The sequence below is a fragment of the Nocardioides campestrisoli genome (assembly GCF_013624435.2).
GTDB classification, from domain to species: domain Bacteria; phylum Actinomycetota; class Actinomycetes; order Propionibacteriales; family Nocardioidaceae; genus Nocardioides; species Nocardioides campestrisoli.
This window is the reverse complement of record NZ_CP061768.1, coordinates 746974-760958: the sequence shown is the minus strand read 5'-3', so window position 1 is coordinate 760958 and position 13985 is coordinate 746974. Positions and strand designations below refer to the sequence as shown.

Here is a 13985-nt window from a genome sequence, read left to right as displayed (position 1 = left end):
CCGTCAGGCCGGCGGGGTCACCCGGGTCCGTCGCCGAGCCCGGCGTCTGCCACGTGGGGCAGGCCGTGACGCCGCACCTCAGGAAGGATGGCGACGATCCCCAGCAGGGGCAGCACAGCCAGCGACAACAGGCTCCCGCCGATGCCCAGCACCTCGCCGAGTCCGGCGACCACCGCGGAGCCGACGCTGCCGCCGACCAGGAAGACGAGAGTCGCCACTCCGAGGGCAGCGCCGCGCACCTCGCTGCCGACGGCGTCCCCGACCGCGGCGATCATGGCGGGCTGGCCCAGCCCGAAGGCGAAGGTGGTCAGCAGGACGGCGCCGCCGACGGCGACGGGCCACATCTGGGAGGTGCCCAGTGCCGACACCAGCAGCGCGCCCGCCGCCACGGACGCTGCGACGACCAGTGTCTGCGGCCCTCCGCGGTGCAGCAGCAGCCACGCGGTGGCCCGCGGCGTGAGCAGCGCGACCACGGTGCTGGGCAGCATCAGGAGACCAACCTCCCAGGCGAGCCAGCCTTCCGCGACCAGGGCGGCCGGGATGCCGACCAGCATGGCGAACCACGAGGCCGGGAGCGCGGAGGCGGCCAGCGCAGAGCGGAGCACCGTGCCGTTGCGGATCACCGAGGCCGGCAGGAACCCGTGCGGGTGGCGCCGGACCCGGCGGGCCACCAGGGGCGTCCCTGCGGCGAGCAGGACCGCCCCCACGGCGGCGACCGTGACCCCGGTCGACGGCGACTGGACGATCATGACGAGGCCGGCGGAGGTCCCCGCGACAAGGACCGCCCCGACGACGTCGAGCCGGGCGCCGGACCCACCGCCCGCGACGGCGCGCCAGATGAACGGCAGCACGAGCAGCCCCAGGACGGGCAGGGCCATGACCGCGCGCCAGCCGACCCGGTCCTGGACCACCCCGCCGAGCAGGGGGCCCGCGCAGCTCACCGCGGCCGCCACGGCCGCGAGTCGTCCGAGCGCGAGGCCGCGCACCTCGCCCTCGAAGCGGGCGCTGAGCACGGTGACGCCGAGGGTGGGGACTGCCGCCGCCCCCGCACCCTGAAGGACCCTCGCGACGAGGAGCAGCTCGAACGACGAGGCGACCGTGGCCCCGAGCGCCCCGAGGCTCATCAGGCCCACGCCCACGAGCAGTGGGATCCGTACACCGACCAGGTCGGAGACCCGGCCGTAGACCGGGGTCGCGACCGCGAGCAGCAGCACGTAGCCGCTGATCGTCCACGCCGCGACGGCGACCGAGGTGCCGAGCTCGGCAGCCACGGCCGGCAGGGCGACGGCCGCGGAGGAGGAGCCCATGCCCGCCAGCCCGAAGAGGAGGCCGAGCAGCAACGAGATCCGTCGGGCGTCCTGGGGGGCGGTCACGCCGGTCGCCGACCGGGCAGGGGCGCACCGCTTTCCCGGCGCGTCGGGCTGCGGATCGCGCTCACGGCCGCGCGCCGACCGTCCCGAGGCTGAACTCGACGTACTGCGCGGCGATCTGCTCCGGGGTGTAGAGCCCGCCGGGCCTGTACCAACGGGCGATGCCCTGGCACATCGTCACGACGGCCCGCGCTGCCCCGCGCGGCTCCGAGGTGGTGAACACCCCCTCCTCCACGCCGAGCTCGACCTCGTCGTCCACCATGTGCTGCTGCTGGCTCCGGATCTCTGCGTGCCGGCGCCGGTCGCGGGTCGGGAGGGCGCGCATCTCGCTCGTGCCGAGGAACGAGAGCTCGGGGCGGTGGGCGTGGAAGAGCGACAGCGCCTCGACGAGGTGGACGAACCGCTCGCGGGTGTCCGCGCCCTCCTCACGGGCAACCCGGCTGCGAGCCAGGAGGTCGTCCATGCCGAGGTCGAAGAGCGCGCTGAGCATCGCCTGCTTGCTCGGGTAGTAGTGGTAGAGCCCGGGGACCGAGAGCCCCGCGCGGCGCGCGATGTCGCGCACCGAGGACCCGTGGAATCCCTTCTCGGTGAAGGACTGGAGGGCGCCCCGCAACGCCACGTCCAGCTGCAACGGCGGGAAGTGCCGCCAGTCGCCCGGTCCCTCGGGAGCGGCGTCGCGCCGCCCGTCCAGCGAGAGGTCGGGGTGGAGCCGGTGCGGGTCGACATCGAGCGCGGCGGCCAGCGACTGCGCACGCTCCGCGCTCAGCGTCGTCTTGCCGGTCTCGAGCTGGCTCAGCGTCGCGGCACTCACGCCCGCCCGCTCCCCCAGCTCACGCAGACTGAGACCGCGCTCCTTGCGCGCGCGGCGCAGGGCAGCGCCTCCACCAGAGGGCAGGGAGACGCCCGGCGATTCGGACTCCGACAACGTGACCACGTTCAGACGATAACCCACCCGGGAGAGCGCCTGCTCGGGAGTTCTGAACAGCGGCGCCGCATGCATTCTGGCCCTGGACACAGCCAACTCGTTCGGCCTAATCTAGCGATCACTCAGTCACCGCTAAACAAGGGACCTCATATGGACTTCGACCTGCCTCCCGCGCTGACGGACTTCCTCGCGGAGCTCGACGCCTTCATCGAAAAGGAGATCAAGCCGCTCGAGGCGAAGCACCCCCAGTACTTCGACCACCGCCGAGAGTGGGCCCGCACCAACTGGGAGGCGGACGGCACGCCCGCACAGGAGTGGGAGGACCTGCTGGCCGAGATGAAGCGCCTGGCCGACCGGGCCGGCCTCTTCCGCTACGCCCTGCCCGAGGAGCTCGGTGGCCGCGGCGCCAGCAACCTCGAGATGGCCGTCGTCCGCGAGCACCTGGCCGCCAAGGGCCTGGGCCTCCACAACGATCTGCAGAACGAGTCCTCGATCGTGGCCAACCTGCCGTTCGCGATGATCGTGCACGAGTTCGGCACCCAGGAGCAGAAGGACGACCTGATCGAGGGGATGATCACCGGCACCCGCGGGGTCGCCTTCGCCCTCACCGAGCCCGACCACGGCAGCGACGCCACCTGGATGGAGACCCGCGCCGTGCGCGACGGTGACCACTGGGTGATCAACGGTCGCAAGAAGTGGAACTCCGGGGTGCACAGCGCCACCCACGACGTGGTCTTCGCCCGCACCAGCGGCAAGGACGGCGACGCCCGCGGCATCACCGCGTTCGTCGTCCCGATGGACACCCCCGGCCTGGAGGTGACCAGCTACGACTGGACTTTCAACATGCCCACCGACCACGCCAACGTCTCGGTGGACGACGTCCGGGTCCCGCACTCCGCCATCCTCGGCAAGGAGGACGAGGGCCTGATGATCGCTCAGCACTTCCTCCACGAGAACCGGATCCGCCAGGCCGCCTCCAGCCTGGGCGCCGCGCAGTACTGCATCGACCGCGCGGTCGAGCGGGCGCGGCAGCGCAAGACCTTCGGCGAGCCGCTGTCGCGCAAGCAGGCCGTCCAGTGGCCGCTCGTCGAGCTGCACACCGAGGCCGAGATGGTCCGCGGCCTCGTCCGCAAGGCCGCCTGGACCTTGGACCGCGCCGGCGACCCCACCGAGGTCAGCGAGTACGTCTCGATGGCCAACTACCGGGCCAACCGCCTCGTCTGCGAGGCCGCGGACCGGGCGATCCAGGTCTTCGGCGGGGAGGGCTACTCGCGCAACCAGCCCTTCGAGCACATCTACCGCCACCACAGGCGCTACCGGATCACCGAGGGCGCCGAGGAGATCCAGATCCGCAAGGTCGCGGGCACCCTCTTCGGTTTCATGGGAAGCCGCAAGAAGAACGCCTGAGGCGACCGGCTGCGTGACGGCCCCCGCCCCCTCACCCCCACGGGTGCGGGGTCGGGGGCCGAGGCGCGTCGGCCAGGAGCACGACGAAGCACGACACGCAGCACGACAAGGCACGAGACTCGGCACGACACAGGGCACGACGAAAGAGACGGAGACGAGATGCGCGCATGGCAGGTGCAGGAGCTGGGAGAGCCCGACGAGGTGATGCGGCTGGTCGCCCTCCCCGACCCGGAGCCCGGTGACGGGCAGGTGCTGGTGAGGGTCGAGGCCGCGGCCCTGAACTTCCCCGACCTGCTGCTGAGCCAGGGGAAGTACCAGGAGCGGCCCGAGCTGCCCTTCACCCCCGGCCTCGAGGCCGCCGGCACCGTCGTGACGGGTCCGCGCGCCGGTGAGCAGGTCGTGGTCGCCCCGCGCCTCCCCCACGGCACGCTCGCCGAGCTGGTGGTCGTCCCCGAGGCCGACGTGCTGCCGGTGCCGCAGGGCATGCCGCTGCCGAAGGCGGCGGCGATGGTCACGACGTACCACACCGGGTGGTCGGGGCTGCACCGCCGAGCGGCGCTCCAGGAGGGCGAGGCTCTGCTGGTCCACGCCGGTGCCGGCGGGGTCGGCAGCGCCGCGATCCAGCTCGGCAAGGCCGCGGGTGCCACGGTGGTCGCGACCGCCGGCGGGCCTGAGAAGGTCGAGGTCTGCCGTCGGCTCGGCGCCGACGTGGTCGTCGACTACCTCACCGAGGACTTCGTCGAGGTGGTCAAGGAGGCCACGGACGGCCGAGGCGCCGACGTCATCTACGACTCGGTGGGTGGCGACGTCTTCGACCGCAGCCGCAAGTGCATCGCCTTCGAGGGGCGGCTGCTGGTGATCGGCTTCGCGAGCGGCCGGATCCCCGAGGTCGGGGTCAACCACCCGCTCATCAAGAACTACAGCATCGTCGGGCTGCACCACGGGCTCTACCGCAAGCACGACCCGTCCTTCGCCCACCGGATCCAGGCGAACCTCGCCCGGCTCTGGCGCGACGGCCTGATCGACCCGCTGATCGGCGCCGAGGTCCGGATGGAGGACGCCGCCTCCGCGCTGGTGCGGCTCGGCGACCGGGGCACGGTGGGCAAGATCGTCGTGCAGGTCCACGCCTGACGCAGACCGCACGGAAGACACCGAGGGGTCGGACCAGGTCGTGGTCCGCCCCCTCGGTGCTTGTCGGCCCTTCTCGGGTGGCGCCGGGCCTCAGCTGCGGACGAGCTCCTCGGGCCCCTCGACGGGCGCCGCGGCGCCGCCGACGGTCGGGGCACTGCGGTCGCTCAGGAGGCTGCGCCTCCCCGGGACCCGGTCGACGACCGGTCGCAGAGCCGCCCGCGCCAGGCCCGCGATGCCGAACGGCATCACGAACATGAAGACGATCAGCGAGAGGCCATAGACCATGCCGGCCGCCGCCTGGTTGACGTCGGCTGTCCACTCCGGCACGTAGGTGATGAAGAAGGCGCCGAAGACCGCCCCGCTGATCGTGCCCAGGCCGCCCACCACGATGAGGGAGATGAAGGCGATCGCCATCACGAGGCCGAAGCTGTCGGGCCCGACGAACTGGACGACGTACACGTAGAGCACGCCGCCGACGCCGGTGTAGGCGGCACTCAGGGCGAAGACCGTGGTCTTGGTGCGCGAACTGCGCACGCCCAGGGTGCGGGCGACCGTCTCGTTGTCGCGTACCGCGACCAGTGAGCGGCCGACCCGTCCGCTGGCGATCCGCGTGGTCAGCAGCCAGGCCACCAGCACGCCGACCAGGCAGAGCAGGTAGACCCACTGGTCGCGCTCGAGGCCGGTCCACTCGGGCGGCTGGGCGGTGTAGAGGTTGATCCCCTCCTGGCCCTTGGTGAAGTCGTCGAGCCGCTTGATGGCGGCCGGCGTCACGATCGCGAGGGCCAGGGTCACCAGCGCCAGCTGCAGACCCTGGAGCCGCAGCGCCGGGAGGCCGAAGAGGTAGCCCAGCACGAAGGTGACGACGACGGCGACCGGAAGGACGGCGAGGTAGTGCCAGCCGTCCTGAATCATCACCGCCGCCACGTAGGCGCCGGTCGCGAAGAAGGCGCTGTGGCCCAGCGAGATCTGACCGTTGAAGCCGGTGAGCAGGTTGAGCCCCATGCCGACGATCGCATAGATCATCACCATGCTGAGGTCGAAGTTGACGTAGGGCTGCGCGTAGAGGGGCACGAGCGCCGCCACGCCTGCCACCAGGCAGAAGGTGGCGGCCCGCAGCCAGACGGGCGCGTCCAGCGGCGCGTGCGGCTCCCGGAGCCGGGTCAGCTGTCGCCGCGCGGCGGCGAGGCCGCCGCCGTGGTTGGTCCGATGCTCCCTCATACCCGTGCCACCGTCCTGCTCCCGAAGAGTCCCTCAGGCTTGAAGAGGAGGACCGCCATGATGATGATGAGGGCGACCGCCTGCTTGAAGTCGTTGCCGATGATGTCGATGTAGGTGCCGGCCATGTTCTCCAGCACGCCGACCAGCAGCCCGCCGATGAGCGCTCCCACGGGGCTGTCGAAGCCGCCGAGCGTCGCGGCCGCGAACGCATAGAGCAGCATCGAGGCCATCATGTTGGGCTGCAGGAAGAGCTGCGGCGCGGCCAGCGCGCCGACCAGGGCGCCGATGGCGCCGGCCAGTCCCCAGCCGAGCATCAGCATCCGGCCGACCGGGATGCCCGAGAGCCGGGCCGACTCCGGGTTGCTCGCAGCGGCCCGCATGTCCAGCCCCAGCCGGGTCTTCTGGAAGAGCCAGTAGAGGATGACGGACATCACCGCGACCGCGGCGATGATCCCGAGCGCCTGCCGCGACATCGCCGAGGCACCGACGTCGACGACGCCCTCGCCGAAGACCGGGGGCACCTGCTTGGTCAGGTAGCCCCAGGTCCAGCCAGCCGCGCTGGTGAGCACGAGCATGAGGCCGAGGGTGACGATGATCAGCGACAGGTGCGCCGCCGCGGTGGTGCCGAAGGGGCGGATCAGGACCCGCTCCACCCCAGCGCCGAAGACGACGGCGACGAGCATCGACAGGCCGATCGCCAGCACCAGGGGTACGCCCCAGGTGTGGGCCTGCCAAGTGAGGAACGCGGCGAACATCGCCATCTCGCCCTGGGCGAAGTTGACGATGCCGGACGCCCGGTAGACCAGGACGACGCTCAGGGCGAGCGAGCCGTACAGCGCGCCGGTGGCGATGCCGTCCAGCAGCTGTTGGAGGAAGAGCTCCACTTCATGACTCCTTCGTGGGGGCGGTCGTCGGGGCGCGGGGCGGCACCCCGACGGCCTCAGTAGCCGAGGTAGGCGCGCCGGATGTCGTCGTTGTCACGGAGCTCCTGGGCGGTGCCGGAGGAGACCAGGCGGCCCGCCTCCAGCAGCATCGCCCTGCTCCCGATCTCGAGCGCGAGGTGTGCGTTCTGCTCGACGATGAGCATCGCCGTCCCCGTCTCGACGTTGATCCGTCCCAGCGAGTCGAAGAGGTCCCGCGTCGTGTTGGGGGCCAGGCCCAGGGAGGGCTCGTCGAGCAGCAGCAGCCGCGGGCCGGGCATCAGGGCCCGCGCCACGGCGAGCATCTGCTGCTCGCCGCCGCTGAGGCTGCCGGCCTGCTGGGAGCTCCGGTCGCCGAGCCGGGGGAAGATCGCGTACCACTTGTCGATCTCCGCCCGCTCGTCCCCGCCCTGGAGCAGGTGGGCGCCGATGCGCAGGTTCTCCTCGACCGTCATGTTGGCGAACGTCCCGCGGCCCTGGGGCACGTGCGAGACCCCGAGGGAGGCGATCTTCTCGCTCGGCAGGCCGAGCAGCTGCTTGCCGTCGAGCGAGACGCGACCGCGGCCCTTGATGATGCCCGAGAGGGCACGCAGCAGGGTGGTCTTGCCGGCACCGTTGGCGCCGAGGACGACCGCCACCTGACCGTGCTCGACGGTGAGGCTGATGTCGCGCAGCACCACCACCGGCCCGTAGCCGGCGTGCAGGCCCTCGACCTCGAGCAACGCGCTCATGCGACACCTCCCAGGTATGCCTCGATGACGGCGGAGTCGGCCCGGACCACGTCTGGCTTGCCGTCGGCGATCTTGCGCCCCAGGTTCAGGACGACGACCTGGTCGGAGACGCTCATGACCATGGCCATGTGGTGTTCGACGAGGAGCACCGAGAGGCCGCGCTCGTCGCACAGCCGCCGGATCGTGCCGGCGAGCTCGAGCACCTCCTCGTGGATCAGGCCGTTGGCCGGCTCGTCGAGCATCAGCAGCTCGGGAGCCGCCATGAGCGCCCGGGCGAGCTCGACCCGCTTGAGGGTGCCGTAGGGCAGCCCCGCCGCGAGCTTGCCGGCGACCTGGGTGAGACCCAGGTCGTCCAGCAGCTCGCGGGCGGTCGCGATCTCCCTGCGCTCCTCCTTGCGGACCGGCGGCAGGCCCAGCGCGCTGGCGGCGAACCCGGACCTGGTCCGGTGGTAGCCACCGGCCAGGACGTTCTCCAGCACCGTCATGGAGCCGAAGAGGCCCAGGTTCTGGAAGGTCCGCGCGATCCCGACCGACGCGATCTGCTCGGTCCGGAGCCCGAGCAGGTCGACGCCGGACAGCGTGATCGACCCGGAGTCCGGCTGGTAGAGCCGGCTGATGCAGTTGAACAGCGTGGTCTTGCCGGCGCCGTTCGGCCCCATCAACCCGCAGATCTCGCCGCGCCGGAGGTCGAAGGAGGGACCGTCCAGCGCCGTCACCCCGCCGAACCGGAGGTGGACGTCGCGGACCGAGAGGAACGGCTCCGACGACCCCACGGAGGTCGTGGACTCAGCCATCGGTCACTCACGCTCCATGACGTCGCCGATGAGCTGCCAGGTCTCGCCGTCGAACTCCATCATCTGCACCTGGGTGGTGAAGTACGGGTAGTCCCCGGAGGTCTTGACCGTGACCTCCGGGAGGAAGAGATCGGGGGCGACGCCCTCGAGGCTCTGCGCGCTCTCGAGCATGTCCTCCCGGGTGCAGCCGTCCATGTTCTCGAGGACCGCGACCATGATCTGGGCCGTGGTGTAGCCGTTGGCGGCCGTGGAGTCGGCGGCCTCGACGTCGGACCCGTGCTTCTCGGCGAACTCCATCCACGCCTTCATGCCCTCGTCGCCCACCCAGCTCGGGTCGGAGACGTCCTTGAGCCAGGTGAACGAGACCGCGTCGTTCGCCCCGGCGCCCGCGGGCTGCATGATGTTCTTGGCGTGGTTGGTGCCGGAGGTGACCAGCGTCAGCGGCTTCCAACCGATCTCGTTGGCCTTCTTCAGCGACTGGGTCATGAAGGTGCCCGTCGCGTAGTTGAGCCAGACGTCAGCCTTCGACGAGGCGAGGTTGACCACCTGCGAGTCGGCCGAGCCGCCGGACTGCTCGTAGGCCTGGGTGCTGACGATCTCGATGTCGGAGTCCTCGAACTCCTCCTCGAAGTTGTCGACCATGCCCTTCCCGAAGCCGTCGTTCTGGTAGAGGATCCCGACCTTGGCGCCGGGAGCGTTCTCCCGCACGTAGTCGGCCATCACCTTGGCCTCGAACTCGTACTGCGGGAGGAAGGCCATCGACCAGTTCTCGTCCTGGTCGAGGAACTCGTCGGTGCCGGTCATCGAGAAGAGGTTGGGGATGCCCTCGCCCTGCATGTAGTCGCTGATCGCGAGGTTGGGGGACGTGCCGAGCACGTTCATCATCGCGAAGACGCCGTCCTCCTCGACGAGGCTCCGCGTGTTGCTGACGGTGCGCGCCGGGTCGTAGGCGTCGTCCATCGCCTTGTACTCGACCTTCCGGGTCTTGCCGTCGCCCATCTTCACGCCGCCGGCGGCGTTGATGTCGTCGAAGTAGGCGTCGCTGGCCCGGGCGATCGCGCCGTAGACGGCGGCCGCGCCCGACATCGGGAGACTCGAGCCGATCTTGATGGTGGAGTCGGTGATGCCGGTGTCGCAGCCACCGGCGCCCGAGGCGCTCGAGTCGTCACGGCCGCCGCACGCGGACGCGGACAGGACCAGGGCGCCACAAACGGCGAGGGCGGAAAGACGGCGCTTCATGATGCCTCCGGGAGAACGTCGGTCCAACACCGCTTGTCGGTGTGGAGCTCACTTCGCGTCGATCAGGTGAAGTTCACTAAATACCGATCGATCGCTCTACAGCGAACACGCTCACTCCCCCACCCGTCAAGGGTTTTGCCGGCAAAAGTGTGAGCCAGTTCACGAAAACATTCAGCATGGGGTTTAGCCTTCCGAGCGCACGCTCGCTCCATTACTGTGACAACCCTGACCCATCGGCGTCGGGAACGCCTGCAGCGCCCCGCCTGACGAGAGTTGCCCCGTTGGACACCACGGCTTCCACCTCCCTGCACGAAGGACCCGCCCTCGACCTCGTCACCCGGCTCGAGGACCGCCTCGACGCCTTGCTCGGCGTCGGTCACCGGGTGACCGGCCTACGCCGCGTCTCCGGCGGGGCGAGCCGGCAGACCTGGGCGCTCACCGTGCGCTCCGCCGACGGCGAGGAGCAGGGCCTCGTGCTCCGCCGCGACCCGCCCACCGAGCCGCGCCCTGAGGAGATGGCCCGCGAGGCGATCGCGTTGCGGGCCGCCCGGCGACACGGCGTCCCCGGCCCCGACCTCGTCGACGCGGGCACCGACACGGACGTGCTGGGTGCCCCCTACCTGCTGATGACTTTCGTGCCGGGCGAGACGATCGCCCGCAAGATCCTGCGCGACGACCGGTACGCCGTCGCCCGCTCGCGTCTTGCGGTCGACCTGGGCCGTGCCGCGGCCGCCATCCACCAGGTCCCCGCCGAGGAGGTCGCCGGGCTCCCGGCGCACGACGTCCTGGAGGAGCTGCGTGCCAGGTACGCCTCCACGGGGGTGCTGCGCCCGGTGGTCGAGCTGGCCTTCCGCTGGCTGGAGGCGCACCGGCCACCGCCCACCCTCGAGCCGGTCCTGGTCCACGGCGACTATCGGCTGGGGAACGTGATCGTCGACGAGCGGGGCCTGGCCGCCGTGCTCGACTGGGAGCTGGTGCACGTCGGAGACCCGATGGAGGATCTCGGCTACCTGTCCATCCGTGCCTGGCGCTTCGGCGGCCCCCGCCCTGTGGCCGGCGTCGGCGGCTTCGACGAGCTCTTCGACGCCTACGAAGAGGCGGGGGGCCTGCGTCCCGAGCCCGAGGTCGTCTTCTGGTGGCAGGTGGCCGGCACGCTCTCGTGGGCCATCGGCTGCCTCGTGCAGGCCAACCGGCACTTCACCGGGGCGAGCCGGTCCGTCGAGCTGGCCGCCATCGGGCGGCGGACGGCGGAGCAGGAGCACGACCTCCTGCGCATGCTGCACCCGCGCACCGCCACAACCAGGAGCCGCTGATGCTGCACACCTTCCCTGACGCCCGCGAGATCGTCACCGCGGTCTGCGAGTTCCTGCGCGACGAGGTGATGCCCTCGACCGAGGGAGCCCTCTCGTTCCACGCGCGGGTCGCCGCCAACCTCCTCGACGTGCTCGGCCGCGAGCTCGAGCAGAGCCCCGAGGGCGAGGCCCGGCTGGCCGAGTGGCTGGGGCGTCTCGACGTCGCCGACGAGCACGAGCTCGCCCTCCGCGTCCGGTCCGGCGAGCTCGGACCCGACGACCCCGACCTGGTCGCCGCCCTCTGGACGACCACCGATGACCGGCTCCTGGTCGCCAACCCCGCCTACCTCGACGACGACGTGGCCGACGACCCGCGCGCCGCCGTCACCCGCTGACCGCCGTACACCTCCGGGAGGAACACCGATGCACACGCAGTCCTCGACCCCCACGCCGCACACCAGGCTCACCTGGGTCGACCAGGTCAGCAAGCACGCCAGGAGCCGCCCCGACCAGGCCGCCCTGCGCTTCCGCGGCGAGTCCACCACCTGGGCGCAGCTCGACGAACGCACCCGCCGGCTCTCGACGGCCCTGCAGGCGCGGGGCGTGGGTGCCGGCGACCGGGTCCTGGTGCTGCTCACCAACCGGCCCGAGTTCGTCGAGTCCCTGGTGGCGATCAACCGACTGGGGGCCATCGCGGTCCCGGTGAACTTCCGCCTGGTCGCCGACGAGGTCGCCTTCCTGTCGGAGAACTCCGGCTCCTGCGCCGTGGTGGTCGAGGAGTCGCTCACCTCGCTGGTCGCCAAGGTCCGGGCGGGCAAGGAGGACTCGCTCCCCTGCCTCGTCGTCGCCGGGGACCCAGCCGGCGCCGGCCGTGGCGCCGAGGCCTACGACGACGTGCTCGCCGCTTCCGAGCCGCTCCCGGGCGACGGCCCGCAGGACCTGTCGGCCTGCGCGCTGATCATGTACACGTCCGGGACGACGGGGCTGCCCAAGGGCGCCATGCTCACCTACGAGAACCTGCTGGGCCAGACCCTCACCCTCGTCCAGGCATTCCGGCTCTTCCGGGAGGACGAGATCGGCGCCGTCACCTCGCCGATGTTCCACATCGCCGCCGTCGGCGCCCTCGTGCCGAACCTGATCCTCGGCTACACCTCGGTGATCACGCCGACCGGCTCGTTCGACGCCGAGGCCTTCCTCGACCTCATTGAGTCCGAGAAGGCCACCAACGCCTTCCTCGTCCCCACCCAGTGGCAGGCGGTGTGCGCCAGCCCGACGCTCAGGGAGCGCACGCTCCACCTGCGCAACCTGGCGTGGGGTGCCGCCCCGGCGACCCCCTCGGTCCTGCGCGCGATGGCGGAGGCGTTCCCCGGCGTGGACAACGTCTGCACCTTCGGCCAGACCGAGATGGCGCCGGTCACCACCGTGCTCACCGGGGAGGACGCGATCCGCAAGATCGGCTCCGTCGGCCGGCCCGTTCCGCTCGTGGACGTGCGCGTCGTCGACCCGATGATGGAGGACGTGAAGCCCGGCGAGATCGGCGAGATCGTCTACCGCGGTCCGCAGACGATGGTCGGCTACTGGCAGAACCCGGAGGCCACGGCGGATGCCTTCCGGGGCGGCTGGTTCCACTCGGGCGACCTGGTCCGGGTCGACGAGGACGGTTTCTACTTCGTCGTCGACCGGCTCAAGGACATGATCATCTCCGGCGGCGAGAATATCTACAGCGCCGAGGTGGAGGCGGTCGTCGCCGACCACCCGAAAGTCAAGGAGGTGGCCCTGGTCGGAGCCCCGCACCCCAAGTGGGGCGAGACCCCGGTGGCGATCGTGGTGCCCCACGACCCGGCCGACCCGCCCGTCGAGGAGGACCTGATCCGCTTCTGCGCCGAGCGCCTCGCCTCGTACAAGAAGCCGACCCAGGTCGTGGTGCTCGCCGAGCTGCCGCGCAACGCGTCGGGCAAGATCACCAAGCCCCCGCTGCGCCAGATGGTCGTCGCGCAGCGGGAGGAGGCCGGCAGCACCGCCGGCTGAGCCACGCACGCAGCAGGGCCCGGGCCGATCGGCCCGGGCCCTGCTGCGTTGTTCGGGATGTGTGGGGTGTGCTTGCGGAGTGCCGACGGGACGGCGTACGCCGTCCAGGCGGTGCGTCAGCGGGCGGAGCGCCCCAGCGACTCCATCCGCCTGGCGACGGCTGCGAGCTGCTCCTCGCCGCCCATGAGCGCACCGATGACGTCCTGCTCCGCGTGCAGGCCTTCCTCGAGCGGCCCGGAGGCGAGACCGACGAGGCGCTTGATCCCCCGGGTGGCGCCGCGACTGTGCCCGGCGACCTCAGCGGCCAGCGCGAGCGCGGCCTCGCGAGGGTCGTCCGCAAGGCGGGTGACGAGCCCGATCCGGTCGGCCTCCTCGGCCCCGAAGGTGCGGCCTGTGAGCGCCAGCTCGAGCGCCACGTCTCGACCTACGAGGCCGGGGAGCACCTGGGTTCCCATCATGTCGGGCACCAGGCCCCACAGGACCTCCGTGACGGAGAACCGGGCGTCGGGGGCGGCGAGCCGCAGGTCAGCGCCGAGGGCCACCTGGAGCCCACCTCCGAAGGCCACGCCGTGGACTGCGGCGATCACGGGCGCGCCCACCAGCGACCACACGTGGACCGCCTGCTGCCCGAGCGCCTCGGCGACCCCCACAGGGGGGCCGTCGTGGGCGAGAAGGTCCGAGGAGTCCTGCTCACTCATCTTCTCGAACTCGGCGAAGTCGAGGCCCGCGCTGAAGGCGCGGCCCTCGCCGCTGAGGACGACGGCGCCCACCTCCTCGGGCGGGGCGGCCGCTAACCGCTGCCCCACGTCGACGAGTGCCCGCATCGTCCCCGGCCCGAGCGCGTTGAGCTTCTCGGGGCGGTTGAGGCGGACGTCCGCCACGCCGTCCCTGACCTCGACGACGACGAGGTCCTTCGACTGGTCGCCCACG

13 protein-coding genes are annotated in these 13985 nt (G+C 71.4%); 5 read left to right on the top strand and 8 right to left on the bottom strand.

What is annotated here, in order from left to right; translation table 11 throughout:
* Window positions 1-17: 17 nt before the first annotated feature.
* The gene (locus H8838_RS03690) at window positions 18-1373 is read right to left on the bottom strand and encodes an MFS transporter (RefSeq protein WP_185995905.1); all 1356 of its coding nucleotides are present in this window, start codon (window positions 1371-1373) and stop codon (window positions 18-20) included.
* Window positions 1374-1434: 61 nt separating this feature from the next.
* Window positions 1435-2304, bottom strand: a complete 870-nt coding sequence (locus tag H8838_RS03685) for a TetR family transcriptional regulator (protein WP_224766357.1) — start codon at window positions 2302-2304, stop codon at window positions 1435-1437.
* A 141-nt stretch (window positions 2305-2445) separates the two neighbouring features.
* Between H8838_RS03685 and H8838_RS03680 the strand changes: the two genes are divergently transcribed.
* Both H8838_RS03680 and H8838_RS03675 read left to right on the top strand, forming a co-directional pair.
* Entirely contained in the window at window positions 2446-3702 is a 1257-nt protein-coding gene (locus H8838_RS03680; RefSeq protein ID WP_185995904.1) for an acyl-CoA dehydrogenase family protein, read from the top strand.
* A gap of 159 nt (window positions 3703-3861) precedes the next feature.
* Window positions 3862-4833 carry an NADPH:quinone oxidoreductase family protein gene (locus H8838_RS03675; protein WP_185995903.1) on the top strand — a complete coding sequence of 324 codons (972 nt, stop codon included), beginning with the start codon at window positions 3862-3864 and terminating at the stop codon, window positions 4831-4833.
* Between the two features lie 90 nt (window positions 4834-4923).
* On the opposite strand, the gene H8838_RS03670 is transcribed toward H8838_RS03675, so the two are convergent.
* Genes H8838_RS03670 through H8838_RS03650 form a run of 5 tightly spaced genes read right to left on the bottom strand, consistent with a single transcriptional unit; the run spans window position 4924 to window position 9735 of the window.
* The gene (locus tag H8838_RS03670) at window positions 4924-6051 is read right to left on the bottom strand and encodes a branched-chain amino acid ABC transporter permease (protein WP_185995902.1); all 1128 of its coding nucleotides are present in this window, start codon (window positions 6049-6051) and stop codon (window positions 4924-4926) included.
* Window positions 6048-6935: a branched-chain amino acid ABC transporter permease gene (locus H8838_RS03665; RefSeq protein WP_185995901.1), complete on the bottom strand. Its 888-nt coding sequence runs from the start codon at window positions 6933-6935 to the stop codon at window positions 6048-6050. Before H8838_RS03665 ends, H8838_RS03670 begins: the two co-directional genes overlap by 4 nt.
* Before the next feature lie 56 nt (window positions 6936-6991).
* Window positions 6992-7702, bottom strand: a complete 711-nt coding sequence (locus H8838_RS03660; protein ID WP_185995900.1) for an ABC transporter ATP-binding protein — start codon at window positions 7700-7702, stop codon at window positions 6992-6994.
* Complete coding sequence (locus H8838_RS03655) at window positions 7699-8496, bottom strand: ABC transporter ATP-binding protein (RefSeq protein ID WP_185995899.1); 798 nt, start codon at window positions 8494-8496, stop codon at window positions 7699-7701. The genes H8838_RS03660 and H8838_RS03655 overlap by 4 nt, the downstream gene beginning before the upstream one ends.
* A gap of 3 nt (window positions 8497-8499) precedes the next feature.
* Window positions 8500-9735 (bottom strand): ABC transporter substrate-binding protein, encoded by a 1236-nt coding sequence (locus H8838_RS03650; protein ID WP_185995898.1) that lies wholly within the window; start codon window positions 9733-9735, stop codon window positions 8500-8502.
* Between the two features lie 281 nt (window positions 9736-10016).
* Here H8838_RS03650 and H8838_RS03645 point away from each other — a divergent pair, with 281 nt between their 5' ends.
* Genes H8838_RS03645 through H8838_RS03635 form a run of 3 tightly spaced genes read left to right on the top strand, consistent with a single transcriptional unit; the run spans window position 10017 to window position 13055 of the window.
* Entirely contained in the window at window positions 10017-11048 is a 1032-nt protein-coding gene (locus tag H8838_RS03645) for a phosphotransferase family protein (RefSeq protein ID WP_185995897.1), read from the top strand.
* On the top strand, window positions 11048-11422 hold the full coding sequence (locus H8838_RS03640; RefSeq protein WP_185995896.1) for a DUF6285 domain-containing protein: 375 nt from the start codon (window positions 11048-11050) through the stop codon (window positions 11420-11422). The genes H8838_RS03645 and H8838_RS03640 overlap by 1 nt, the downstream gene beginning before the upstream one ends.
* A 28-nt stretch (window positions 11423-11450) precedes the next feature.
* Window positions 11451-13055: a long-chain-fatty-acid--CoA ligase gene (locus H8838_RS03635; protein ID WP_185995895.1), complete on the top strand. Its 1605-nt coding sequence runs from the start codon at window positions 11451-11453 to the stop codon at window positions 13053-13055.
* 116 nt (window positions 13056-13171) lie between these two features.
* Here H8838_RS03635 and H8838_RS03630 read toward each other — a convergent pair whose 3' ends face one another.
* Entirely contained in the window at window positions 13172-13984 is an 813-nt protein-coding gene (locus H8838_RS03630) for an enoyl-CoA hydratase-related protein (protein WP_185995894.1), read from the bottom strand.
* Window position 13985 lies beyond the last annotated feature (1 nt).

Bases quoted from the DNA above. Each gene is read 5' to 3' on its own strand.
- H8838_RS03680 (WP_185995904.1), top strand. From the start codon at position 2,446: ATGGACTTCGACCTGCCTCCCGCGCTGACGGACTTCCTCGCGGAGCTC.
- H8838_RS03675 (WP_185995903.1), top strand. From the start codon at position 3,862: ATGCGCGCATGGCAGGTGCAGGAGCTGGGAGAGCCCGACGAGGTGATG.
- H8838_RS03670 (WP_185995902.1), bottom strand. From the start codon at position 6,051: ATGAGGGAGCATCGGACCAACCACGGCGGCGGCCTCGCCGCCGCGCGG.
- H8838_RS03660 (WP_185995900.1), bottom strand. From the start codon at position 7,702: ATGAGCGCGTTGCTCGAGGTCGAGGGCCTGCACGCCGGCTACGGGCCG.
- H8838_RS03655 (WP_185995899.1), bottom strand. From the start codon at position 8,496: ATGGCTGAGTCCACGACCTCCGTGGGGTCGTCGGAGCCGTTCCTCTCG.
- H8838_RS03650 (WP_185995898.1), bottom strand. From the start codon at position 9,735: ATGAAGCGCCGTCTTTCCGCCCTCGCCGTTTGTGGCGCCCTGGTCCTG.
- H8838_RS03640 (WP_185995896.1), top strand. From the start codon at position 11,048: ATGCTGCACACCTTCCCTGACGCCCGCGAGATCGTCACCGCGGTCTGC.
- H8838_RS03635 (WP_185995895.1), top strand. From the start codon at position 11,451: ATGCACACGCAGTCCTCGACCCCCACGCCGCACACCAGGCTCACCTGG.